At 66.9% G+C, this 22,097-nt stretch carries 21 protein-coding genes; 10 read left to right on the plus strand and 11 right to left on the minus strand.

Annotation, left to right across the window (positions count from 1 at the left end):
- The first annotated feature begins 1 nt into the window (after position 1).
- Positions 2–238, plus strand: coding sequence for a DUF2970 domain-containing protein (locus tag QTH91_RS01675; RefSeq protein WP_286658302.1), 237 nt, complete (start codon positions 2–4; stop codon positions 236–238).
- Between the two features lie 54 nt (positions 239–292).
- Complete coding sequence (locus QTH91_RS01680; RefSeq protein WP_286658303.1) at positions 293–1,174, plus strand: cytochrome c oxidase subunit 3; 882 nt, start codon at positions 293–295, stop codon at positions 1,172–1,174.
- A 77-nt stretch (positions 1,175–1,251) separates the two neighbouring features.
- Here QTH91_RS01680 and QTH91_RS01685 read toward each other — a convergent pair whose 3' ends face one another.
- Entirely contained in the window at positions 1,252–1,473 is a 222-nt protein-coding gene (locus tag QTH91_RS01685; RefSeq protein ID WP_286658304.1) for a twin transmembrane helix small protein, read from the minus strand.
- Positions 1,474–1,524: 51 nt separating this feature from the next.
- On the opposite strand from QTH91_RS01685, the gene QTH91_RS23155 reads away from it, so the two are divergent.
- The 6 genes from QTH91_RS23155 to QTH91_RS01715 are packed head-to-tail and all read left to right on the plus strand — an operon-like array spanning position 1,525 to position 6,982.
- Positions 1,525–2,649 (plus strand): SURF1 family protein, encoded by a 1,125-nt coding sequence (locus QTH91_RS23155; RefSeq protein WP_286658305.1) that lies wholly within the window; start codon positions 1,525–1,527, stop codon positions 2,647–2,649.
- Positions 2,585–3,319 (plus strand): SCO family protein, encoded by a 735-nt coding sequence (locus QTH91_RS01695; protein ID WP_390368620.1) that lies wholly within the window; start codon positions 2,585–2,587, stop codon positions 3,317–3,319. Before QTH91_RS23155 ends, QTH91_RS01695 begins: the two co-directional genes overlap by 65 nt.
- Before the next feature lie 13 nt (positions 3,320–3,332).
- Positions 3,333–4,571, plus strand: a complete 1,239-nt coding sequence (locus QTH91_RS01700) for a COX15/CtaA family protein (RefSeq protein WP_286658307.1) — start codon at positions 3,333–3,335, stop codon at positions 4,569–4,571.
- Positions 4,568–5,476 carry a heme o synthase gene (cyoE, locus tag QTH91_RS01705; protein WP_286658308.1) on the plus strand — a complete coding sequence of 303 codons (909 nt, stop codon included), beginning with the start codon at positions 4,568–4,570 and terminating at the stop codon, positions 5,474–5,476. The genes QTH91_RS01700 and cyoE overlap by 4 nt, the downstream gene beginning before the upstream one ends.
- 14 nt (positions 5,477–5,490) lie before the next feature.
- Complete coding sequence (locus tag QTH91_RS01710; RefSeq protein WP_390368617.1) at positions 5,491–6,120, plus strand: SCO family protein; 630 nt, start codon at positions 5,491–5,493, stop codon at positions 6,118–6,120.
- A 13-nt stretch (positions 6,121–6,133) separates the two neighbouring features.
- Positions 6,134–6,982, plus strand: a complete 849-nt coding sequence (locus QTH91_RS01715) for a DNA alkylation repair protein (RefSeq protein WP_286658309.1) — start codon at positions 6,134–6,136, stop codon at positions 6,980–6,982.
- A 48-nt stretch (positions 6,983–7,030) separates the two neighbouring features.
- Here QTH91_RS01715 and mdoH read toward each other — a convergent pair whose 3' ends face one another.
- The 7 genes from mdoH to QTH91_RS01750 form a co-directional block, all read right to left on the minus strand.
- On the minus strand, positions 7,031–9,037 hold the full coding sequence (mdoH, locus tag QTH91_RS01720; protein ID WP_286658310.1) for a glucans biosynthesis glucosyltransferase MdoH: 2,007 nt from the start codon (positions 9,035–9,037) through the stop codon (positions 7,031–7,033).
- 16 nt (positions 9,038–9,053) lie between these two features.
- On the minus strand, positions 9,054–9,254 hold the full coding sequence (locus tag QTH91_RS01725; RefSeq protein WP_286658311.1) for a hypothetical protein: 201 nt from the start codon (positions 9,252–9,254) through the stop codon (positions 9,054–9,056).
- A gap of 184 nt (positions 9,255–9,438) precedes the next feature.
- Positions 9,439–10,866, minus strand: coding sequence for a sigma 54-interacting transcriptional regulator (locus QTH91_RS01730; RefSeq protein ID WP_286658312.1), 1,428 nt, complete (start codon positions 10,864–10,866; stop codon positions 9,439–9,441).
- Positions 10,863–11,543, minus strand: coding sequence for a hypothetical protein (locus QTH91_RS01735; RefSeq protein WP_286658313.1), 681 nt, complete (start codon positions 11,541–11,543; stop codon positions 10,863–10,865). The genes QTH91_RS01730 and QTH91_RS01735 overlap by 4 nt, the downstream gene beginning before the upstream one ends.
- 40 nt (positions 11,544–11,583) lie before the next feature.
- Positions 11,584–12,999 carry a sensor histidine kinase gene (locus QTH91_RS01740; RefSeq protein WP_286658314.1) on the minus strand — a complete coding sequence of 472 codons (1,416 nt, stop codon included), beginning with the start codon at positions 12,997–12,999 and terminating at the stop codon, positions 11,584–11,586.
- Positions 12,999–14,360, minus strand: a complete 1,362-nt coding sequence (miaB, locus tag QTH91_RS01745) for a tRNA (N6-isopentenyl adenosine(37)-C2)-methylthiotransferase MiaB (RefSeq protein WP_286658315.1) — start codon at positions 14,358–14,360, stop codon at positions 12,999–13,001. The genes QTH91_RS01740 and miaB overlap by 1 nt, the downstream gene beginning before the upstream one ends.
- Before the next feature lie 190 nt (positions 14,361–14,550).
- Positions 14,551–14,973, minus strand: a complete 423-nt coding sequence (locus QTH91_RS01750; RefSeq protein WP_286658316.1) for a hypothetical protein — start codon at positions 14,971–14,973, stop codon at positions 14,551–14,553.
- A 174-nt stretch (positions 14,974–15,147) separates the two neighbouring features.
- Here QTH91_RS01750 and QTH91_RS01755 point away from each other — a divergent pair, with 174 nt between their 5' ends.
- Positions 15,148–16,440 carry an efflux RND transporter periplasmic adaptor subunit gene (locus tag QTH91_RS01755; RefSeq protein ID WP_286658317.1) on the plus strand — a complete coding sequence of 431 codons (1,293 nt, stop codon included), beginning with the start codon at positions 15,148–15,150 and terminating at the stop codon, positions 16,438–16,440.
- Complete coding sequence (locus QTH91_RS01760; RefSeq protein ID WP_286658318.1) at positions 16,437–19,604, plus strand: efflux RND transporter permease subunit; 3,168 nt, start codon at positions 16,437–16,439, stop codon at positions 19,602–19,604. The genes QTH91_RS01755 and QTH91_RS01760 overlap by 4 nt, the downstream gene beginning before the upstream one ends.
- On the opposite strand, the gene QTH91_RS01765 is transcribed toward QTH91_RS01760, so the two are convergent.
- From QTH91_RS01765 to QTH91_RS01775, 3 genes are read right to left on the minus strand one after another with little or no spacing between them, the layout of a single operon-like run.
- Entirely contained in the window at positions 19,601–20,599 is a 999-nt protein-coding gene (locus QTH91_RS01765) for a serine aminopeptidase domain-containing protein (RefSeq protein ID WP_286658319.1), read from the minus strand. The two genes, QTH91_RS01760 and QTH91_RS01765, sit on opposite strands and share 4 nt — an antisense overlap.
- Complete coding sequence (locus tag QTH91_RS01770) at positions 20,596–21,408, minus strand: alpha/beta fold hydrolase (protein WP_286658320.1); 813 nt, start codon at positions 21,406–21,408, stop codon at positions 20,596–20,598. Before QTH91_RS01770 ends, QTH91_RS01765 begins: the two co-directional genes overlap by 4 nt.
- On the minus strand, positions 21,405–22,094 hold the full coding sequence (locus QTH91_RS01775) for a 4'-phosphopantetheinyl transferase family protein (RefSeq protein ID WP_286658321.1): 690 nt from the start codon (positions 22,092–22,094) through the stop codon (positions 21,405–21,407). Before QTH91_RS01775 ends, QTH91_RS01770 begins: the two co-directional genes overlap by 4 nt.
- Positions 22,095–22,097: the final 3 nt, after the last annotated feature.

Genomic DNA, 22,097 nt, shown 5'->3' on the forward strand with positions numbered 1-22,097 from the left:
CATGACGAAACCCGCCGCACCACCGCAAGACCAGGCTGGCGCCGAGCCTGCGCGGCCTTCGCTCGCGCGGACGATCAAGGCGGTCGCCTGGGGCTTTTTCGGCGTGCGCAAGAACAGCGCCTACGAAGAAGACATTCGGCGCCTGACGCCTCTGCACGTCGTGGGCGTGGGCCTGGTGGCCGTGGTGCTGCTGGTGCTGGGCCTGGTGGCCCTGGTGAAATTCGTGGTCGCGCCATAGGCACGGACACAGGAACATAGAAAACTGAGAAACACGAGAAAGCAGGAGCGATTCATGAGTTCGACCACCCACGGTAGCGCCCCCTATTACTTTGTGCCCGGCCCATCGGCGTATCCGGTGCTGAGCGCCATCGGCCTGCTGTTCGTGATCTTCGGGGCCGCCCAGTGGATCAACGGGCACGGCTGGGGCGCCTGGGCGCTCTTGCTGGGCATGGCGATCTGGCTGTCGACGCTGTTCCGCTGGTTCCGCACGGCCGCGCACGAAAGCGAAGGCGGTCAGTACGGCCACAAGGTCGACCTGTCCTACCGCTGGAGCATGAGCTGGTTCATCTTCTCGGAGGTGATGTTCTTCGGCGCCTTCTTCACGGCGCTGTGGTGGGCGCGCTCCCACGCGCTGCCGACGCTGGGAAGCCTGGACAACGCCCTGCTGTGGCCCGATTTCAAGGCGGTGTGGCCCACCATGGCGGCCGGTGCGACTGCGTCACCGGCCAACATCGTCGAGCCGTTCCAGACTGTCGGCCCCTTCTGGCTGCCCACCATCAATACCGCGCTGCTGCTCAGCTCGGGCGTGACGATCACGCTGGCGCACCATGCATTGCGTGCCGGTCACCGTGCGCAGACCATCCGCTTCATGTGGGCCACAGTGCTGCTTGGCTTCATCTTCCTGTGCGTGCAAGGCTACGAGTACTACCATCTGTATACCGAGCTGAACCTCAAGCTCAGCTCCGGCACCTACGGCTCCACCTTCTTCATGCTGACCGGCTTCCACGGCCTGCACGTGTTCATCGGCATGCTGATGCTGTTCTTCATCACGCTGCGCCTGCGTGCTGGCCATTTCACGGCCGAGCGCCACTTCGGTTTCGAAGGAGCCGCCTGGTACTGGCACTTCGTGGACGTGGTGTGGCTGGGCTTGTATTTCCTGGTCTACTGGCTCTGATGAACGGACCTTCGGACAAGGCACGAAAAAAGCGCCGCAAGGCGCTTTTTTCTTGGGGCAGCGACAATCAGGCGGATCTATTTGCCGACCGGAAGGCCCCCTGGCTGGATGAGCCCGAATTTCCAGGCGAGCAGCACACAAAGGAACAAAACCACCGACAGGGCGATCCGAAGGGTCAACGCCCGAGCCATTCCTCCGGATTTGGCGCGTCCATCCCGTCCTCCCTTCAGCATGAAGAACAGGGCGGCTCCCAGACAAGCCACGATGCCCAGCAGGGCCACGGCGATCACGTATTTCATGTCACGGATTATCGACCTGTGAGTTACGGTCATTCGGCGCGAGCGCATGGCATGGCTCCGCTCTCCCCATCTCCCCGCCGCTCGTGGCGCTGGCTCATTCTTCTTCTGGCACTGGCATTGGTGGCTACGGGCATCCTGCTGGGTCGCTGGCAACTGAACCGCGCCTCGCAAAAAGAAGCCATCCAGGCCCAGATCGCTGCGCAAGGCAAGCTCGAGCCGCTCACGCAAGCGCAATTCCTGGCCATGGACGACCCGCTTGCTTCGGTGCATCGTCGCGTCAAGCTCAGGGGACTGTGGCTGGTGCCGCAAACCGTATACCTGGACAACCGCCAGATGAATGGCGTTCCCGGCTTCTTCGTGCTGACCCCGTTCGCGCTCGAAGGCACCGAGCAGACGGTGATGATCCAGCGTGGCTGGATCCAGCGTAACTTCGAAGACAGAATCAGTTTGCAGCCCGTCCAGACACCTCCTGGCCTGGTCGAGGTGGAGGCGGTGATCGCCACGCCCCCGGCGCATCTGTTGGAACTGGGGTCGCCCGCTTCCAGCGAGCCCGGCAGTTCGAGTGCGATACCGGCGCCTGCGGCGACGCAAGCTGCGCCATCGACGTCGCCTGCACAGACTGCGCCGTCTGCAACCTCCGCGCCCAAGACGACGACGGACGTGCAGATCGACCCGCCTACCGACAAGAGCGTGACCGACATCCCCATCGCACCCAGGCTCGTGCCCACTCCCGCCGACCCCGAGCCCGCTTCCCAGCCGCCGGCCAGCAGCGTGGCGACCACGCCTTTGCCTTCCAAGGCGCTGCAGGCACAGGCATCCCGTGACAAGGCCGCGCCCGACAAACCCCTTCAGGGCGACGAAGCGCGCAACGCGGTCAGTGTCCGCAATGGCACTGCCGGTCCGAGCCCTTCCGCCATCCGGCAAAATCTCGACCTGGATGCTTACCGGCGCGAAACCGGATTGCCACTGCGGACAGGATTCAGCCTGCAACAGGTGGGCCCTGCGTCGGAAGGCCTGAAGCGTGACTGGCCGGCGCCCGCTCTGGGCATCGATCGGCACTACGGTTATGCATTCCAGTGGTTCTGCCTGTCGGCGGTCGTCGCCATCCTGTATGTCTGGTTCCAACTCATTGCCCCCTTCCGCCGCACCCGTCGCGCGAGGCGGCTCCATGGCTGACGAGCCGTTGGGGCTGACCGTGCATTCGATGCCGTCGCCACAGCAGACGCTGGCCGCGGCCGAGGACGGCAAGCGCACACGCCTGGGACGCATGAAGATGCTGCTGGTGATGCTGGTGTGCGCCGCACCGGTGATCGCCTCGTACTTCACGTACTACGTGGTTCGTCCTGAAGGCCGCAGTGCCTATGGCGAACTCATCGACCCCCAGCGTCCCTTGCCCGATGTCGCGGCCGCAGCGCCCGATGGCAGCGTCGTGAAGCTGCCGACGCTCAGGGGTCAGTGGCTGCTCGTCGTCACCAGTGGTGGCGAATGCGACAGCGCCTGCGAACAGGCGCTTTACCTGCAACGCCAGTTGCGCGAAGGCCTGGGCCGCGAGAAGGACCGGCTCGACCGTGTCTGGCTCATCAGCGACGGCCGGTCCATGCCCGAGCGGTTGCGCGCCGCCATGCAGGGTGCCACCGTGCTGCAGGTGCCGCAGGCGCAACTCGCGCAATGGCTGCAGGCCGCGCCGGGCCACGCGCTGGCCGACCACATGTACCTGGTCGACCCCATGGGTAATTGGATGATGCGCTTCCCGCCGAACATGGACGCCGCGGGCGCCTCGCGCGCGAAGCGGGACATCGAGCGCGTGCTTCGCGCTTCGTCGTCCTGGGACGAGGCCGGCCGATAAAGGCCTGGATGCGATGAACGACGTTCCCCTTTACGACCTTGCACCGGTCGCCTGGCTCCTGGGCATCGGCGTGCTGATCGCGATGGTGCCGCTGCTTTACGTCTGGCGGCGCCATGGCGGCCATGGTCCGGGTCGCAGGCTGCAGGCGCTGACGGTGCTCACGTTGTTCCTGACCTTCGACCTCACGTTGTTCGGCGCCTTCACGCGCCTGAGCGATTCCGGCCTGGGCTGCCCGGACTGGCCCGGCTGCTACGGCAATGCGAGCCCGATGGGTGCGCGCCATGAGATTGCCATGGCGCAGTCGGCACAGCCGACCGGGCCGGTCACGCATTCCAAGGCCTGGGTCGAGATGGTCCACCGCTACCTGGCGACGGCTGTCGGCTTCCTAATCCTCGTGCTCGCGGTCGCGACCTGGGTGGCGCGGCGTCGTGAGCGACGTTCACCGCAAACAGCCGCGCGCGGCCTCGGTTCTCTCAGCGCATGGTGGCCAGCGGCCACGTTGGTGTGGGTGTGCCTGCAGGGGGCGTTCGGCGCACTGACGGTGACATGGCGCCTCTATCCCGCCATCGTCACCCTGCATCTGCTCGGGGCGGTCGTGCTGCTCGCGCTCCTGTGCATCCAGGCGGTGCGGTACAGCCAGGCGGCCAACCTGCGCTCGCCCATCCCGTTGGAAGCTGGGCTGCGAACGCTGTTGCTTTGGACCGGCGGCGTCCTCCTGCTGCAGATTGCCCTTGGTGGTTGGGTCAGTACCAACTATGCGGTACTGGCCTGCACGCAGTTTCCGACGTGCCAGGGGAGTTGGTGGCCGCCGATGAATTTCTCGCAGGCTTTCGAGATCTGGCGCGAATTGGGAACCGATTCGAGCGGCGTTCCCATTGAATTCGCGGCACTGACGGCCATCCACTATGTGCACCGCCTGATGGCCTATGTGGTGTTCGCCTCGATCGCGGTACTGGCGTGGCGCCTGCTTCGCCGCGGAGTGCTTCGTGCGCAGGCGCAGTGGCTGGCGGGCCTTGCACTGTTGCAACTGGCGACCGGTCTCGGCAACGTGCTGCTCGGCTGGCCGCTGGTGGCGGCACTGCTGCACACCGGCGGGGCCGCCGCCCTGGCAGTCGCCTTGACCTGGGCCTTGTGCGAAAGCCGCCGTGCCACGGCCACGGACCGCGTCGCCGCGAACGCGAACACTCGAGCAGCGTCCGCCTCACGACTGGCCACTGCGGGCGCCGGCGCATCCAGGGGATCCAAGCCATGAGCACGCCCATCTCCGCCCAAGGCCAGCCCGGCATCAGCCTGATGCGCCAGTACTACGTGCTGACCAAGCCGCGCGTCGTGCAGCTCATCGTGTTCTGCGCCTTCATCGGCATGGTGCTGGCCGTACCGGGCGTGCCCGAGTGGTCGGACGTCGTGCTCGCTGCCATCGCAAGCGCAGGCATCTGGCTGGTGGCTGGTGCTGCAGCGGCCTTCAACTGCCTGGTCGAAAAGCGCATCGATGCCAAGATGAAGCGCACTTCCTGGCGGCCCACGGCGCGCGGCGAACTGGGGGACCGGCAGGCGCTGCTTTTTTCCGCAGCCTTGTGCGCGGGCGGCTCGGCGCTGCTGTGGTTCGCGGTCAATCCGCTGACCATGTGGCTCACATTCGCTACCTTCGTGGGCTACGCCGTCATCTACACAGTAGTGCTCAAGCCGCTCACGCCGCAGAACATCGTCATCGGCGGTGCCTCCGGCGCGATGCCGCCGGTGCTCGGCTGGGCCGCGATGCGTGGCGACGTGGGGCCGGAAGCGCTTATCCTCTTTCTCATCATCTTCCTGTGGACCCCGCCGCACTTCTGGGCGCTGGCGCTTTACCGCGTGGAGGACTATCGCAAGGCCGGCCTGCCGATGCTGCCGGTCACGCACGGCAACGAGTTCACCCGCCTGCAGGTGCTGCTCTACACCTTCATCCTGTTCGCGGCTTGCCTGATGCCCTTCGCGTACGGCATGAGCGGTTGGCTCTACCTTCTAGTGGCCGTCGCGGTGAGCCTGGGCTTCACCGGTTATGCCTTTGCCTTGTGGCGCCACTATTCCGATGCGTTGGCGCGCAAGACCTTCCGCTTTTCGCTGATCCATCTGAGCGTGCTCTTTGCCGCTCTGCTGGTGGATCACTACATCCCTTACTAGAAATTCAGCCAGCCATGTCCGTTCCCGTCACATCCGAACGCAAGCGCACCCTGTTCAAGTGGATGGCCGCCGCCGCGGCCGCGCCGATGTTGGGCACCCTTGCCGGCTGCATGGACGGCGGCGACAAGAAGAGCTTCAAGGCGGTCGACATCACCGGTGCCGAATATGCGCGCGACTTCTCGCTCAAGGATGCCGACGGTAAGACGCGGACACTCGCCGACTTCAAGGGCAAGGTGGTCGTGCTGTTCTTCGGCTATGCCCAGTGCCCGGATGTGTGCCCCACCACGATGACCGAGATGACCGAGGTCAAGAAGGCACTGGGCGCCGACGGCGACAAGTTGCAGGTGGTTTTCGTGACCGTCGACCCGGAGCGCGATACGGCCGAGGTCATGAAGGCTTACATGGGTGCCTTCGACCCGACCTTCATTGCCCTCATTCCGACGCCTCAGGAACTCGTCGCGGTGGCGAAAGACTTCAAGGTCTACTACAAGAAGGTCGACGGCAAGACGCCCACCAGTTACTCGATGGACCATTCGGCCGCTCAGTACATGTACGACCCACAAGGTCGCCTGCGTCTCTACGTGCGCTACGGCAGCCCGGTGGCCGACATCGCCGCGGATATCAAGACGCTGCTGGCCGCTTGATCGTCCGCGCGGCATGGCTTCGCGCGCTGTCGAACATCTGCTGGCGCGCAAGGGCGCTTTCCGGATTGCGCTCATTCCAGCCGAGGTGCTGGACGCACTCAATGACGGGTTGATCGAAACCGTCAACCTCAACGAATTCCTGGCGATCGACCTGAGCCGGCTTGCGCCCGGGGTCGCGCGCGACGTCGGGCTGGACCCGAGCGACGAACGCCTGGGCGACGCGCTGGCAATGCTCGATGCCTTCAAGCCGATGCAGCGGCACGGCCACGTGGCCCGTGCGCTTTACGAGATGGTGCGTACCCAGGCCGATGCGGCTTCGCGCGATGCCATCGCGCACCGACTGGCCACGCATCGCAGCGATGTGGCACGTGCATGGGCAACCCAGTGGATCGCATTTTCCGGCTTGCTATTGGCGGCGAGGTTGTCGGCCGTGAGGCGCTTTGCCGCCGATCCTCATTTCGGGGTGCGGGAGTTTGCATGGATGGCACTGCGCGATGCGGTGATCGCGGCTCCGGACGCGGCGATCGACGCGCTGCTGCCCTTGGCGTGCGATGGCGACCCCAATATCCGCCGCTTCGCCTGCGAGTTGACGCGTCCCAGGGGCGTCTGGTGCGCGCCCATTGCAGACTTCAGGAATGAGCCTTGGCGCGCGCAGGATCTGCTGGAACTGCTGCGCAGCGATCCAAGCCGCTATGTCCAGGATTCGGTGGCCAACTGGCTCAACGACGCCAGCAAGTCTCAGGCAGCCTGGGTCGTACAACTGTGCGAGCGCTGGGGCATCGAAAGCGCATCACCCGCGACGGCCTACATCGTTCGGCGCGCGATGCGCACGCTGAACAAATCAGCGGGCCCCGGGGTATGAAAAAGGCCCGCATCAGCGGGCCTTCTCAGTCAGCAACGGCGGGATGAATCAAGCCGTGGCCAGTGCTGGCTTGGCCAGGCGAATGGCGTGACGCCAAGCACGACGCAGCACAGCGGGCGAACGAGATTCCTCGGGAATCAGCAGGAAGCCAGCATCCCGCATGCGGGCACCAAGTTCCAGTTGGCTGCTCATCACCGTCAGCGGAATCGCCATCAGCAAGGGCAGGGCCACGGGCATCAGCCAGATCAGCGCAGAAGCGTCCACCAGAGCGACACCGATGGCAGCGATGGCCACGGCGCTGCTCATGGGGGCCAGCGAAGCGGTGGCATCGCGCCAGCCCACAGCAGCGGCTTCCCGGGGGGGCGACTTCCATTCGAGCTTGATACCGGTCACGGCAACCAGCACGAACAGGGAGTGAGCCAACATCCGGACCGGTGCCTGAACAATCGCCAGGACGGCTTCGAGCACCGAGCTCTTGAGCAGCCCGAAGACGCCGCCGTATTGGCGCTGCTCGCCGCGCATCAGCACTGCGACGACGCCCAGGACGCGCGGCAGGAATAGCAGGCAAAGCGTCCAGGCCCACAGACCGGCCAGTTCCATCGGCATGGCAGCGCTCCACAGCGAGAACAGGCTCGAGCCGCTCAGCCAGAGGGCGGTGCCCAGCGTCATGAACGCGAGCCACAGGGGAGCAGACACATAGGCCATCGTGCCGGTGACGAACATGGCGCGGTGAACGGCATGGATGCCGGGCTCGGCCATCAGGCGCGCGTTCTGCAGGTTGCCCTGGCACCAGCGACGGTCACGCTGCAACTCGGCCAGCAGGTCCGGCGGTTGTTGCTCGTAGCTGCCCACCAGGTCGGCCACCAGCCAGACGTGGTAGCCGGCGCGGCGCATCAGCGCTGCCTCGACAAAGTCGTGCGACATGATGCCGCCGGACATGCCGCCCTTGCCCTTGATGGGCGCCAGGGCGCAATGCTTCATGAAAGGCTCGACGCGGATGATCGCGTTGTGGCCCCAGTAGTGGGATTCACCCAGCTGCCAGAACTGCATGCCCAGCGTGAACAGGCGACCCGTGACGCGCGAAGCGAATTGTTGGGCGCGTGCATGGAGCGTCACATGGCCGATGGCCTGAGTGGCCGTCTGGATGATGCCGGCCGTCGGGTTGGCTTCCATCAGCTTGACCATGGACGTGAGGCAGTCGCCGCTCATGACGCTGTCGGCGTCCAGCACGACCATGTAGCGGTAATCCTTGCCCCAGCGGCGGCAGAAATCCGCCACGTTGCCGGCCTTGCGATGGGTGCGACGGGTGCGCAGGCGGTAGTAGACCTCGACGTCGTGGCCATGCTCGGCCAGCGTGGCGCGAAGGTCTTCCCACGCGGCACGCTCGGCAGCGACGACCTCGGGCTTGTTGGTGTCCGACAGCACGAACACATCGAACTGGCGCGCATGGCCCGTGCCCGCGACCGATTCGCAAGTGGCGCGCAGGCCGGCGAACACGGTAGCCACATCCTCATTGCAGATCGGCATGATGATCGCCGTGCGTGCCTCGGGGTTCATCGGCAGATGAGCCACCTGCTTGGCAGACAGCGCGTGCTTGTCGCCGCGCACCGAGACGTAGAAACCCATCAGTGCGGTCACGAAGCCGGAAACCACCCAGCCCGAAAGAACGGCGTACAGGGCGATCTGGCCATATTCGAGCAGGGCGCTGTCGTAGTCGGGCTGGATGCCGGCGAAAAGCCAGGCCGCCAGCACGGTGCTGAGCAGCGTCAGCATCGTGAACACCATGCGTCGCTGAGTGGCGGCGCGCTGCCACGGCTGCTTGGCGACAGCGGGTGACGCCTTCGCTTCTGCGCGGCCGGCACCCAGGCGCACCAGCAGACCGGTGCCGACGCTGTTCCAGAAGCCGCGCCAAGGGCGGGGCGTCATGGAGCCACGATGCACCGGCGGGGCGGTGACGGAATTCGGATGGCGCTCTTCACGCACGACCGGTCGGGTGGAGACCACAAGGTCTTCCGTGCCCAGCACACGCAGCTGGGAAAAGTCGTTCGGCTTCATGATTCGTGGAGCCCTTTTAGAAAGCTTGTTTGTCGCGCACCGGCGTGTCGCCGATCGCAGGAAGACGTTTGAAGACGCTGTCGGCAGTCATCCCATGGCTGGCCAGGGCAGCGGCGCCCGAAGGCCCGGCCACACGGGGGCGCAAGAAGGAAGTGGGTTTGTGACGCAAGCCCTGCAGGGGGGAACGCAGTGCTGCGGAGGAGCCGGAAATGGTCATCATGGCTCTCTAGGGGCAAACCCCGTGCCAGCCCAGAAAACCTTAGACACATCAACAAGTTACGACCAAATCAGGTCGATTTTTCGGGCCGGTTGCGGCGCTTGGCCCGAAAACCCCCGGTTTTTGTCGCCGGACGGCGACACAGCAGCCTGGGGTGGCTAGCTTTGCTTTTTAAATCAACAACTTAGCCCTGTCGCTCATCGGCGACGGGGTCGCCGGAGCCCTGCGCGCCGTCCGCTTTGAACGAGCCGGGCGTCAGTTCGTGCTTCTGCAGAAGTCGATAGAACTCGGTGCGATTGCGATCGGCGAGCCGCGCGGCGTCGGCCACGTTTCCGTCGGTCAGCTTGAGCAGGCCAACCAGGTAGTCACGCTCGAAGCGCTGCTTGGCCTGAGCGTAGGTCTGCACCTCGACGGTCGGCACGCGCAGCGCTCGCTGGACCAGGGCCAGCGGCACCAGCGGCGAGGTGGACAGGGCGCACACCTGTTCGACCACGTTGAACAGTTGGCGCACGTTACCCGGCCAGGGCGCGGTGGCCAGCGCCTTCAGCGCCTCGGGCGCAAAGCCGGACAGGCGCTTGCCATATTTGCCTGCCAGCCGCTGCAGGAAGTGGTTGGCCAGTAGCGGGATGTCCTCGCGGCGGTCTGCCAGCGACGGCAGGTTCAATGTCACCACGTTGAGACGGTAGTAGAGGTCCTCGCGAAACTGGCCCGCCGCCATGGCGGCGTCCAGGTCGCGATGGGTGGCGGAAATGATCCGCACGTCCACTTCGATCGACTGGCTGCCGCCCAGCGGGCGCACCGCGCGCTCCTGCAGCACCCGCAGCAGCTTGACCTGCAGGGCAGGCGGCATGTCACCGATCTCGTCGAGCAGCAGCGTGCCGCCGTCGGCCTGCTGGAACAGGCCCTTGTGGTTGGCGTGGGCGTCGGTAAAGGCGCCCTTCATGTGGCCGAACAGCTCCGATTCGAGCAGCGCCTCAGGAATGGCCCCGCAGTTGACGGCCACGAACGGCTTGGCGGCCCGCGCGCTTGCTTTGTGGATGGCGCGGGCCAGAAGCTCCTTGCCGGCGCCGCTGTCACCGCGAAGCAGCACGCTGGCATCGGACTTGGCCACCATGCGCGCTTCGGCGAGCAGTTCGGCCATCCGGTTGCTTCTGCTGACGATCTCGGAACGCCAGCGCTCGTCGGTGCCCTTGGCTGGTGACGCCGAGGGCGCGCTCAACGCCAGTGCCTGGGCGATCTTCTCGAGCAGTTCGCGCGCGTCGTAGGGTTTGGTCAGGTAGGTGAACACCCCTCGTGACGTCGCTTCGACCGCGTCGGGGATGGTGCCGTGCGCCGTCAGAAGGATGACGGGCAGGGTCGGGTGGTTCTTGCGGATCTCGTCGAAAAGCTGAAGGCCGTCGCGGCCGGGCAGGCGCACGTCGCTGAGCACGAGTTGCGGGTGCTCGATCTCCAACTGCGTGAGCGCGGCTTCCGCCGACGTCGCGGGCGTGACCTGGTAGCCGGCGCCGGTCAGGCGAAGCGACAGCAGTCGCAGCATGTCCGGATCGTCGTCGACCACCAGCAGCCGCGCTCGCTGGTGCGTGGCCTCGGTGTTGTCGTCCGCGGCGGTCATGGCTTGGCGCCTCCGTTGGCAGGGGCGGCGGGGGGAGGCGCCACATGGCTCGGGCGGCTGAAACTGCGTTCGATGGCGCGCAATGCTTCCAGGCGTTCGGTGAGCTGGTCGATGCGGCGCTGGCTGTCGCGCAACTGCTGGGCCTGCTTGTCGCGGTCGTCTTCCACCCGGCGCTGTTCGCCGTAGCGGGCGGCGAGCAGGCGCGCCAGGGGGGCCAGATCCTGGGCTTCCGGGGTCGTGTTGGTGGCGACACGCTGCATGAGGCCCTGGGCTCGAGCCAGTTCAGGCGTGTTGCGCGTCTGCGCCAGCGCCAGTCCCAGCTGGACTTGCGCCAGGGGCACGTCGCCCGGGTCGCCCAGGCGGTTGATCTCGGCGGCGAGCTGGCCGCTCGACATCGTGCGCACCTTGTCGGCATAGGCCAATGCGGCGGCGGTCTGGCCGTAGGTGGCAGCGATGAAATTGATGGCCGGCTGCGTGGCTGGCGCATTCGGCTCGGCTTCGACCGGGATGACCGGCACGGGGGCGATCGCGGGTGCCGGGCTCTGAGTCTGCGGCGCGGGTTGCTTGGCCGGAACGGCGCAGCCGGCGAGCAGGGCGCCGGCGGCCAGGGCCAGAAGCGCACAGGTCGCACGAAGTGCGCCTTGGGGCGCGGCACGGCGAACGGACAGGAACGTCATGAATGGAAGATAGGGAGGCAGAAAGGGTGGCGAATGGGTGTCATGCGGAGCGCGGCAGCTCGATGCGAAAGTGCGCACCGGCGCCATCGTCCAGCAAGGTGACGCGGCCACCATGGGCAGCAATGTACTCTTGCACGATCGAAAGGCCGATACCCGAGCCTTTGACGGCGTATTCCGGCTGGCGCTCGCCCCGGAAGAAGGGTTCGAAAACCCGCTCGCGGTCGCCGTCGGCGATGCCCGGCCCGGCGTCGACGATGTCGATGAGGGCCACGCCTGGCGCACTGGACACGGTAAAGCGGATGGTGCCGCCGCGCTGCGAGAACCGGATGGCATTCGACAGCAGGTTGGCGATGGCGGTGCCCACCTTGTCGGGATCGATCGTCAGGCGGATGTCCTCACCCGCGACGCGCACCGACAGGCCCTGCGCCTGCCACTGGAGGCGCTGGGCATGCACCTGTTCCTCGATCAGCGGCAGCAGATCCACCCGTTCGCGCTTGAGCTGCCGGGCCTCGAAGGCCGCGGCGTTGAAGCGCAGCAGCGCTTCGATCTGGGCCTGCAGCGACGCCGTGTTCTGCTGCAGGATCGTGGTGACTTCGCGTTGCGCCGGATTCAGCGCCCCGGTCACGCCGTCCTCGAGCAGCGATACGCCTTCGCGCAGGGCGGCAAGCGGTGTCTTGAGTTCGTGCGACACGTGCCGAAGGAAGCGCGCCTTGTCCGCGTCCAGTTCGGTGAGCCGCAGGCGCAGCCATTCGAGCTGCTCGGACACGCGCCGCACGTCGGCGGGGCCGTGGATGTCGATCGGCTCGTCCAGCCGGTTTTCGCCCAGCCCGACGATCGCCCGCTCCAGCCGCTTGAAGGGTCGCGCCAGCCACACGCCGAAGGCCAACGCCAGGCCCAGGGCGAGCGCACTGGCGGCCAGCACTTCGCGCATCAGCCGGATGCGGGCGCTTTCGATGCGTTCGGCCAGCGCGTTGTTCTGGGCCTCGATCAGCAACTGGGCCTGCTGCGCCAGCTCTGTGTTGCGGGCGTCCAGGTCGCGAAACTGCACCGCCATGCTGCTTTCTCGCGCCAGCGCGGTTTCCTGCGGGCCGACCATCAGCGCTTCGATGGCGCCGCTCTGCTTGCGCCACTGGTCCGCGCTTTCGGGTGCGAGTCCGTTGTCCACGAGCCGCTGCACGATGCCGTAGGCGTCGCGCGTGGCGTCTTCGAAGCGTCGGCGCAGCACGGCGTCGTTGAGCACCAGGGATTGCCGGCCAGCGCGCTCCATGGCTGCGCTGCGCTCGGCGAGCGACTGCGCCGCGCCTGACAGGCTGAGCGCACGGGCGGCGGCGTCGCGGCTCTGGGTCATGAGCGCGTCGTACTGGAACACCGAGCGCAGCGCCACCCCCACCAGCAAGCCGGTGATGACGAGGAACGCGAACAGCAGCAGCTGCCGGAAGGAGCCCAGGCGCAGCATCAGGCGGCGACCGCCTGAGACTGCACTTCGCGCGTGGGCACTTCGCCGCGCAGGGTGTGCGAGAGCGCGCGGGTGATGCGCAGGTCGATCATCTGGCCGATCAGCCGCGCATCGCCTTCGAAGTTGACGACGCGGTTGCACTCGGTGCGGCCCATCAACTCGCGGGCGTCCTTGCGAGAAGTGCCTTCGACCAGCACGCGCTGCAGGGTGCCCACGCGCGTATCGCTGATGCGGCGCACGTTGTCGTCGATCACCTTCTGCAGATGTTGCAGCCGCGACAGCTTGACGTCGTGCGGCGTGTCGTCGGGCAACTGGGCGGCCGGCGTGCCAGGGCGGGGGCTGAAGATGAAGCTGAAGCTTGCGTCGAAGCCGACGTCGTCGATGAGCTTCATCATCCTGGCGAAGTCGTCGTCGGTCTCGCCCGGGAAGCCGACGATGAAGTCGCTCGACAAGGCCAGGTCGGGGCGGATGGCGCGCAGCTTGCGCACCGTGCTCTTGAACTCCATGGCGGTGTAGCCGCGCTTCATGGCCATGAGGATGCGATCGCTGCCGTGCTGCACCGGCAGGTGCAGGTGGTTCACCAGTTGCGGCACCTTGGCGTAGGCCTCAATGAGCCGGGGCGTGAATTCGTTGGGATGGCTGGTGGTGTAGCGGATGCGCTCGATGCCGGGGATCTCGGCCACGTACTCGATGAGCAGGGCGAAATCGGCGATCTCGCTCGTCTCGCCCATCCTGCCGCGGTAGGCGTTCACGTTCTGGCCCAGGAGGGTCACTTCGCGCACGCCCTGGGCGGCCAGTCCCGCCACCTCGACCAGCACGTCGTCCAGCGGGCGGCTGACTTCCTCGCCGCGGGTATAGGGCACCACACAGTAGCTGCAGTACTTGGAGCAGCCTTCCATGATCGAGACGAAGGCGGTGGCGCCTTCCACCCGCGCCGGCGGCAGATGATCGAATTTCTCGATCTCGGGGAAGCTGATGTCCACCTGCGGGCGCAATTCGCGTTCGCGCGCCGCCAGCATGTCGGGCAGGCGATGCAGCGTCTGCGGACCGAACACCACGTCGACGTAGGGCGCGCGGGCGATGATGGCCTCACCCTCCTGGCTGGCCACGCAACCGCCGACGCCGATCAACACGCCGCGCTCCTTCAGGTGGCGCACGCGGCCGAGGTCGGAAAACACCTTCTCCTGCGCCTTCTCGCGCACCGAACAGGTGTTGAAGAGGATCAGGTCGGCTTCCTCCACGTCCTGCGTGGGCTCGTAGCCCTGGGCCGCGCCCAGGACGTCGGCCATCTTGTCCGAGTCGTACTCGTTCATCTGGCAGCCGAAGGTTTTGATGAAGACTTTCTTGTGGGTGCTGGTCATGGGGCCCGTCCTGGGTGCAGGCATGTGATTCAAGGGGGAAGCAAGGTCGGCGCCAGATGCACGAGCGGGACATGCCTGAACCCGCGTGCGTTCTTGCCTGGCGACATCGTCGCGGGCCGTTCGTCCGGGCCCGCGGCAGTTCGATCAGGGTTGGTTGCGCAGCTCAGCGCCGCGCCCGGCCCCGCCTGCGCTAGTTCGAGACGAAGGGCCAGAAATTGAGGAAAGGCTTTTCGGCGCCGGCGCGTTTGGCACCGGCTTCTTCTGCGCTCAAGAGCCAGACGTCGCGCAGCCCGCCGGTGGCGTCACGGGTGTAGTTCACGACGAAGCTCTGGCCTGCGAGGGCAGCCGGCTGCACCAGCATGCGCTGGGCGCTCTGGATGCGCGAGCCCGGCGACAGACGGGTGGGCTTGCCATCGAGCTCCAGCAAGGGCGGCGTGAGGAACGTGGCTTCGCCGCGCAGCGTGCCGGGCGGGAAGTTGCGTCCGCCGGCGGCGGCCTCGTTCTGGGTGTTGATCGGCAGGTCGATCGCCTGGGTCTGGGCGTTCGCCAGGGGCGCCAGGGCGCCGAGCAGCAGGAAGGTGGAAATGAGTGCGTGGGGCAGGCAGCGGTTCATGGGGTATATCCAGAGGCTGAGGGCGAGATTCTAATGAGCACGGCGAAGCGTCCACGCCGGTCGGCTTTACTTATCTTTACGGCCGCCGATGCCCGAAAGGCAGACGTCGGCCTTAAACGTTGCAATCATTAACACTATCGTCCGGGCCCGCTTTGTGCTGTTGTATTTCGTCCCATGAAGAAGAAAGTCATCCTGCCTCTCCTGGCCGTCGCCGTGCTGGGCCTGTCCACCTGGTGGTGGATCGCCGTTCGTCCCGGTACCGGCTCCGCGGGCGGCAGCGCTGGCGCTGCTCCTGGCGCGCCAGCGGCAGCGGCTCGGCCAGCCTTGGTAACCACGGCGCGCGCCGAAAAGCGCGACGTGCCGGTCACGGTGCAGGTCAACGGCAGCGTGGTCTCGCTCAACAGCGTCGATCTGCGCCCACAGGTGACCAACACGGTGCGCGAGGTGCACGTGAAGGAAGGGCAGTTCGTCAAGGAAGGGCAGTTGCTGTTCACTCTGGACGACCGGGCCGATCAGGCCAACCTTTCCAAGGCGAAGGCGCAGCAGCTCAAGGATGAGGCCACGCTGGCCGATCTCGAACGGCAGTTCCGGCGCAGCCGCGAACTGATGGCGCAGAACTTCATCTCCAGGAGCGCCACCGACGCCGTGCAGGCCCAGCTGGAGGCGCAGCGCGCCACGGTGGCTGCGGACAGGGCCGCCGTGCAGGCGGCGCAGGTGTCGCTGAGCTATTCGACGCTGCGCGCGCCCATTGCCGGGCGCATCGGTGCGGTGGCCATCTATCCGGGCAGCCTGGTGCAGCCGACCACCACATTGCTCACGATCACCCAACTCGACCCGATCGCCGTGAGCTTCCCCGTGCCGGAGGCGCGCCTGCAGGACCTGCTGGACGCCGCGCGTCGCCGCGCGCCGGTCGAGGCGATCGTGCCGGGGCGGGCGCCGGTGCAGGGGGTGCTCGATTTCGTCGACAACGCGGTCGATCCGCAGATCGGTACCGTGCGTGCCAAGGCCGTCTTCAACAACGACGCCCAGCGCCTGTGGCCCGGCCAGTTCGTCCAGACCCAGGTGACGGTGCGCACCATCGGCGGCGCGACGGTCATTCCGGCCGCCGCGCTGATGCAACTGGCCGACGGCATGACGGTCTACGTGGTGGACGATTCCGGCACTGCCCGGCGTCGCAAGGTCGAACTGCTGCAGTCGCTCGGCACGCAGATGGCCGTGCTGGGCGTGCAGCCCGGCGAGCAGGTGGTGGTCGAAGGCAAGCAGAACGTGCGTGAAGGCGGCAAGGTGCGCATCGAGACGACGTCGGCCAGCCCTGTGCCGGCCTCCAGCGCACCATCGCCGGCAGCGGTGCCGCGTGGGCCGAAGGCGGCCTCCGCGATCCCGGCGATGCCGGCGGATGCGGCGGACGCGGCGGGCACACCGGCCGGGTCCGGCGGCGACCAGGCGGCGGCGCGGAGCCGGTCATGAACATCTCCGAGCTGTGCATACGCCGTCCCGCGATGACGGTGCTGTTGTCCTGCGCCGTCGTGCTGCTGGGCATCTATGCCTACATGCGCATTCCGGTCGCGGCGCTGCCCAGCTACAACACGCCGGTGGTCAGCGTGACGGCACGGCTGGCGGGGGCCAGCCCCGACACCATGGCGTCATCGGTGGCGCTGCCGCTTGAAAAGCAGTTCTCCACCATCCCCGGCCTGTCGACCATCAGCTCGGTCAACACCCAGGGCAACAGTTCCATCACGCTGGAGTTCGACACCAACCGCGACATCGACGCCGCCGCGGTCGACGTTCAGGCGGCGCTCCTGCGCGCCCAACGGCAACTGCCGGCCGAACTGACCGAGCTGCCTTCGTACCGCAAGGTCAATCCGGCGGATGCGCCGGTGCTGTTCATCGCGCTCATGTCGGAGTCGATGTCGCCGGCCGAGCTGAACGACTATGCCGAGAACCTGATCGCGCCCACGCTGTCGACCATCAATGGCGTGGCGCAGGTTCGGGTGTTCGGTCAGAAGCGCTTCGCGGTGCGCATCAAGGTCAAGACCGACCAGCTGAATGCGCGAAACATCACCCTGGACGAACTGGCTTCGGCGGTGAACTCGGCCAATGCCAACACACCGGTGGGCGTGCTCGACGGCCCGCGCCAGACTCTGACCATCCAGGCCAACGAGCAATTGCAGCGCGCCGAGGACTTTCGCCGCCTGATCATCGCCCAGCGCAACGGAGCGCCGGTCCGCCTCGACGAGGTGGCGACCGTGGAGGACAGCTACGAATCGATCAAGACGGGCAGCAGCTTCAACGGTCGCGCCTCGATCTCGCTCGCGGTCGACCGCCAACCCGATGCCAACACCGTGCAGGTCGTCGACGCGGTGCGCGCGCTGCTGCCGCGCTTCGAGGCGCAACTGCCGTCGTCGGTCGAGATCCGCATGGTCAACGACCGCTCGATCTCCATCCGCGAGGCGGTGCACGACGTGCAGCTGACCCTGGTGGGCACCATCGTCCTGGTGGTGCTGGTGATCTTCCTGTTCCTGCACCGCCTGGTGGCGACGCTGATCCCGGCGGCCACCATCCCCATCTCGCTGATCGGCGCGGTGGCCCTGCTCTGGGGCCTGGGCTACAGCCTGGACAACGTCTCGCTGTTGGGCATCACGCTGGCCGTGGGCCTGGTGGTGGACGACGCCATCGTGGTGCTCGAGAACATCATGCGCTACGTGGAAAAGGGCATGCCGCCGATGGCGGCGGCGCTTCGAGGTGCGCGCGAAGTCGGCTTCACCATCATCTCGATCTCGGTGTCGCTGGTGGCAGTGTTCATCCCGGTGTTCTTCATGCCGGGCGTGATCGGCTTGCTGTTCCACGAATTCGCGGTCGTCGTGGGCCTGGCGGTGCTGGTGTCCGCGATCGTGTCGCTCACGCTGGTGCCGATGCTGGCCAGCCGCCTGCCCATGGCTCGCGCCAAGCCGGGCGGCCATGCGGGTGACGCCGGGAGCCAGACGGTCGATGCGCATGACCACGAGGAGTCGCATCCCGAGCCGGGCACCTGGGTCGGCCGCGGCTTCGAGCGCGGCTACCGGGCGGTGCATGGCCTGTACATGCGCACGCTCGACTGGACGCTGGCGCGCCGGCCGCTGATGCTGGCGGTGGCGCTGGGCACATTCGCGCTGACCGCATGGCTGTTCATCGTCATTCCCAAGGGCTTCTTCCCGGACGAGGACATCGGCCAGATTTCCATCTCCACCGAGGCTTCCGAAGACATTTCCTTCACCGCCATGCAGGCACTGCAGGAGCGCGTGGCCGCCGTCATCCGCGACGACCCCAACGTCGACTACGTCAGCTCCTTCGTCGGTGTCGGCGGATCGTCGTCCACGCAGAACAACGGGCGCATGTTCCTGGTGCTCAAGCCACGCGGCGAACGCGCTTCCATGCCCAAGGTCGTGGAGTCGCTGCGCCAGCGGGTGCGGACGGTGCCGGGCATCGCGGTGTACATGCAACCCGTGCAGAACCTGCGGCTTGGGGGACGGGCGAGCAAGGCTCGCTTCCAATACACCTTGCAGAGCGTGAACTCGGGCGACCTTTCCGAGTGGTCCGAAAAGCTGATGGCCCGCCTGCGCGAAGACCCGATCTTCCGTGACGTGACCAGCGATTCGCAGAACAGCGGCCTGCAGGCCACGCTGGAAATCGACCGCGACAAGGCGGGCGTGCTCGGCGTGCCGATCGGACAGATCCGCGGTGCGCTCTACAACGCATTCGGCGATCGGCAGATCGGCAGCATCTACGGCGCGAGCAACACCTACCAGGTGATCCTCTCGGCGGCCGACGACGACCGGCAGTTCGAGGACGACATGGCCCGACTGTCGGTGCGCAGCCGCAACGGCCAACTGGTTCCGCTGTCGGCCATCGCCCACGTCAAGCGCACCGTCGGCCCGACGGCGGTCAATCACCAGGGCCAGTTGGAGGCCGTGACGGTGTCCTTCAACCTGGCACCCGGCGCGCCGCTGGGCGATGCCACCCGCGCCATCGACCGCTACACGCACGAGATCAAGATGCCGTCCTCGGTGATCACGAGCTACGGCGGCGATGCGGCGGTGTTCAAGAGTTCGCAGGGCAGCCAGGCCGCGCTGCTGGTGATTGCGGTGCTGGTGATCTACGTGCTGCTGGGTGTGCTCTATGAAAGCTACATCCATCCCATCACCATTCTGGCGGGGCTGCCTTCGGCGGTGGTGGGCGCGCTGCTGGCACTGGTGCTGTTCCGGCTCGACCTGACGCTTATCGCCACCATCGGCATCCTGCTGTTGATCGGCATCGTCAAGAAGAACGCGATCATGCTGATCGACTTCGCGCTGGACGCTCAGCGCAACGAGGGCATGACGCCGGTGCAGGCAATCCGCGAGGCCTGCCGGCTGCGCTTCCGCCCCATCCTGATGACCACGCTGGCCGCGGCGACCGGTGCCTTGCCCATCGCGCTGGGCCTGGGCGCCGGCGCCGAACTGCGCCAGCCTCTGGGCATCGCGGTGGTCGGCGGGCTGCTGTTCTCGCAGGTGGTGACGCTGTACATCACGCCAGCAATCTACCTGGCGCTGGACCGGTACAGCGGCAGCGGGCCGCTGACGGACCTGCAAACCCAGGGCGCCCCGGCGCGCTAGGCGGCGACGCGAGCCAGGTTCTGGGCGGGCTGCGTTCGGCCCGTATCGACGATGGCCACGGCGGGAACCGATCGTGCAGGACCCGGTGGCGCCAGCTTCTGCGCGACCTCGACCGCCCACTGCTCGATCTCGTCGAGCAACTTGTGCTGGGCCTGCACCTGGGTCACGGTGTGGTCGAGCTCTGGCCAGAAGCGATAGCGGATGCGCTGCAGGCACGGGTGCCCGCGAAGCTGACTCAGCATGTCCTTGTTCCGGTCGACCACGTGAAGCATGGCCGAGAACATCGCATAGACCTGCACGCCGCGATCGACCAGCGCCTGAAGGTCGGCCGCATGCTGCTCGGGGCCGTAGTAGGCGATGCCGGTGGAGAAGATGGCGCCTTGCTGCTCTTCGGGCGCAGGCGGCTTGCGCCAGTGCGCGAGCAGGCGCGATCGGGCCGCTGCATCCATCGGCGAGGCAAGCCACCCTGTGAAGTCGCGCCAGGCCGGGTAGGTGCGGCGCAGGGACGCATTGAACGCAAACGCCAGGCCACGCCGCAACTTGCGCTCCGCGCGCACGGGAATGCTGGGGAACGCGTAGCCGTCGAACATCAGCGCGCCCACGATCCGCGGGTCGGCCAGGGAGATGCGCAATGCGCTCGCCGCGCCGGAGCACACGCCGTAGACGAGGAACTGCGTGAGCCCCGTCCTGGCTTGCAACTCGTCCAGCGCCGCATGCATGTCCTTGAGCTGCTGCTGCTGGTAGTCCTCGCGCCCGCTCGAAGCCCGGCTGTCGCCGATGCCGGTCATGTCGAAGCGCAGGCAGGGTATGCCGGCGCCAGCCAATTGCCGGGCCACCTTGACGTTGATCCGGCGCGGCCCGACGCGATGGTTCACGCCGGTGTTGAGCAGAAGGCAGCCCACGCGCGGACGCTGGCCCGCGATGGCCGAGGGCGTCAGGATGCCAATGAGGGTCTTGTCGGGCCCGAAGGCCACGACCGATTCTTCGATGCTCATGTCAGTTCTCCCAGCATCTGCTGCAGCGCGGCTGCAGGCGCCACCTCGTTGTTGGCAAAGGGGTTGGAGGTCCAGATCAGCGAGTGCTCGAAAGGCACATGGCGCAAGTCGCCTTGTACGTGTGCCTTGGCGGCACTGCACCACTGCCCGGCTGCCCAGTCCTGCCCGCGCGCGATCACGGTGACGGGGCACGGGATGGAGGGGTCCTGTTCGTCCGGCCGCAGCGCCAGGATCTGATCGCGAAACGCCGGTGCGATGGCAAAGCCCAGGCTTTCGTTCGAGAAGGCCAGCGGGTCCTGTTCGATGGCGCGTCGCCATCTTGCATCGGGAATGCAGAAGGCCAGATCGAGCTCGTCGACCTGTGCCATGCCCAGTTCGGCCAGGTAGGCGCGGCCGTCGAACACCGGCTCCCAGAGCACCAGGCGCCGCACGCGCGGAAACGACTGCGCCGCGGCTCTCAAGGCAACGCTCGCGCCCAGTCGTTCGCCGAACCAGGTGACCGGCAGGTCGCCGATGCGGCGCAGCAGTTCGCGGTGCGCTTCGCGCAGGTCCGCGGCCCATTGGTCCATGTTGGCGTCTTCGTCGCTGCCGGCGGAGTCACCAGTGCCGAAGTAGTCGAAGCGAAGCACCGGGATGCCCTGGCGCGAAAGGCGGTCGGCCAGCAGCCGGTTGAAGCGATGCACGCGAATGGCCTCATGACCGAAGGGCGCCGCCACGACGACGCCGCCTCGCGCAGGCTTGCCGGGCGCCGCGGCGTGGTAGACGCCATAGAGCCTTCGGCCGCTGGGTCCGAAATAGAAGGGTGTCATGGTGAATCTCCGCGTCCGATGACGGCCAGCGCCGCGATCGCCTGGGCGCACCGGACGGCCTGAAGCCAGGCCTGTCTGCCATCGTGAAGCTGAACGTGGCGGGGCGCGTCGTCGATGCCGGTGCTGGGGATGCTGCCGGCGGAAAAGCCCGCGCCGACGGCCTTGAGGCAGGCCTCCTTGCGTGTCCACGCGCGCAGGAAGGCGTCATCGCGCTCAGCCCCTGCCGCGCAGGCGGCCAGGTCGGCTTGCTCGCGAGCATCGAACAGGCCTTGTGCGAGAGGCAACGCGTCCGGCACCGAGCGCCGCAGTTCGATGTCCACGCCGATGGCGCCGTGGCGCCGCCCGGCGTCGATGGCGAACAGTGCCGTGCCGCCGCTGTGGCTCACGTTGAACGGCAGCAGCGGATCGTCGGCGAGCAAGGGCTTGCCGTGCGGGCCCGAGTCGAAACGCAGCGACTGGGGATCGCGGTCCAGGACGGTCCCCAGCAACCAGCGAAGCGCGGCGCGGCCGGCGCCGAACCGGTCCCGATCGCGCGCGAACACGAAGCGGCCCCTGCGCGCCTGCTCGTCATCGCTCAGCCATGCGAGCGCGGCCGGCGGCACGGGCGCATCGAGGTCCATGGTCCAAAGGCCGCAGCCTTCGAGCGAAGACTGTGGGGTGGGGGCGCTCCAGGGCAGGGCCGTCATGGC

Source organism: Variovorax dokdonensis (genome assembly GCF_030316895.1).
Classification (GTDB): Bacteria; Pseudomonadota; Gammaproteobacteria; order Burkholderiales; family Burkholderiaceae_C; genus Variovorax; species Variovorax dokdonensis.

Coding starts and splice junctions, on each gene's coding strand:
- QTH91_RS01675 (WP_286658302.1), top strand. CDS start 2: ATGACGAAACCCGCCGCACCACCGCAAGACCAGGCTGGCGCCGAGCCT.
- QTH91_RS01680 (WP_286658303.1), top strand. CDS start 293: ATGAGTTCGACCACCCACGGTAGCGCCCCCTATTACTTTGTGCCCGGC.
- QTH91_RS01685 (WP_286658304.1), bottom strand. CDS start 1,473: ATGAAATACGTGATCGCCGTGGCCCTGCTGGGCATCGTGGCTTGTCTG.
- QTH91_RS23155 (WP_286658305.1), top strand. CDS start 1,525: ATGGCTCCGCTCTCCCCATCTCCCCGCCGCTCGTGGCGCTGGCTCATT.
- QTH91_RS01695 (WP_390368620.1), top strand. CDS start 2,585: ATGTCTGGTTCCAACTCATTGCCCCCTTCCGCCGCACCCGTCGCGCGA.
- QTH91_RS01700 (WP_286658307.1), top strand. CDS start 3,333: ATGAACGACGTTCCCCTTTACGACCTTGCACCGGTCGCCTGGCTCCTG.
- cyoE (WP_286658308.1), top strand. CDS start 4,568: ATGAGCACGCCCATCTCCGCCCAAGGCCAGCCCGGCATCAGCCTGATG.
- QTH91_RS01710 (WP_390368617.1), top strand. CDS start 5,491: ATGTCCGTTCCCGTCACATCCGAACGCAAGCGCACCCTGTTCAAGTGG.
- QTH91_RS01715 (WP_286658309.1), top strand. CDS start 6,134: ATGGCTTCGCGCGCTGTCGAACATCTGCTGGCGCGCAAGGGCGCTTTC.
- mdoH (WP_286658310.1), bottom strand. CDS start 9,037: ATGAAGCCGAACGACTTTTCCCAGCTGCGTGTGCTGGGCACGGAAGAC.
- QTH91_RS01725 (WP_286658311.1), bottom strand. CDS start 9,254: ATGACCATTTCCGGCTCCTCCGCAGCACTGCGTTCCCCCCTGCAGGGC.
- QTH91_RS01730 (WP_286658312.1), bottom strand. CDS start 10,866: ATGACCGCCGCGGACGACAACACCGAGGCCACGCACCAGCGAGCGCGG.
- QTH91_RS01735 (WP_286658313.1), bottom strand. CDS start 11,543: ATGACGTTCCTGTCCGTTCGCCGTGCCGCGCCCCAAGGCGCACTTCGT.
- QTH91_RS01740 (WP_286658314.1), bottom strand. CDS start 12,999: ATGCTGCGCCTGGGCTCCTTCCGGCAGCTGCTGCTGTTCGCGTTCCTC.
- miaB (WP_286658315.1), bottom strand. CDS start 14,360: ATGACCAGCACCCACAAGAAAGTCTTCATCAAAACCTTCGGCTGCCAG.
- QTH91_RS01750 (WP_286658316.1), bottom strand. CDS start 14,973: ATGAACCGCTGCCTGCCCCACGCACTCATTTCCACCTTCCTGCTGCTC.
- QTH91_RS01755 (WP_286658317.1), top strand. CDS start 15,148: ATGAAGAAGAAAGTCATCCTGCCTCTCCTGGCCGTCGCCGTGCTGGGC.
- QTH91_RS01760 (WP_286658318.1), top strand. CDS start 16,437: ATGAACATCTCCGAGCTGTGCATACGCCGTCCCGCGATGACGGTGCTG.
- QTH91_RS01765 (WP_286658319.1), bottom strand. CDS start 20,599: ATGAGCATCGAAGAATCGGTCGTGGCCTTCGGGCCCGACAAGACCCTC.
- QTH91_RS01770 (WP_286658320.1), bottom strand. CDS start 21,408: ATGACACCCTTCTATTTCGGACCCAGCGGCCGAAGGCTCTATGGCGTC.
- QTH91_RS01775 (WP_286658321.1), bottom strand. CDS start 22,094: ATGACGGCCCTGCCCTGGAGCGCCCCCACCCCACAGTCTTCGCTCGAA.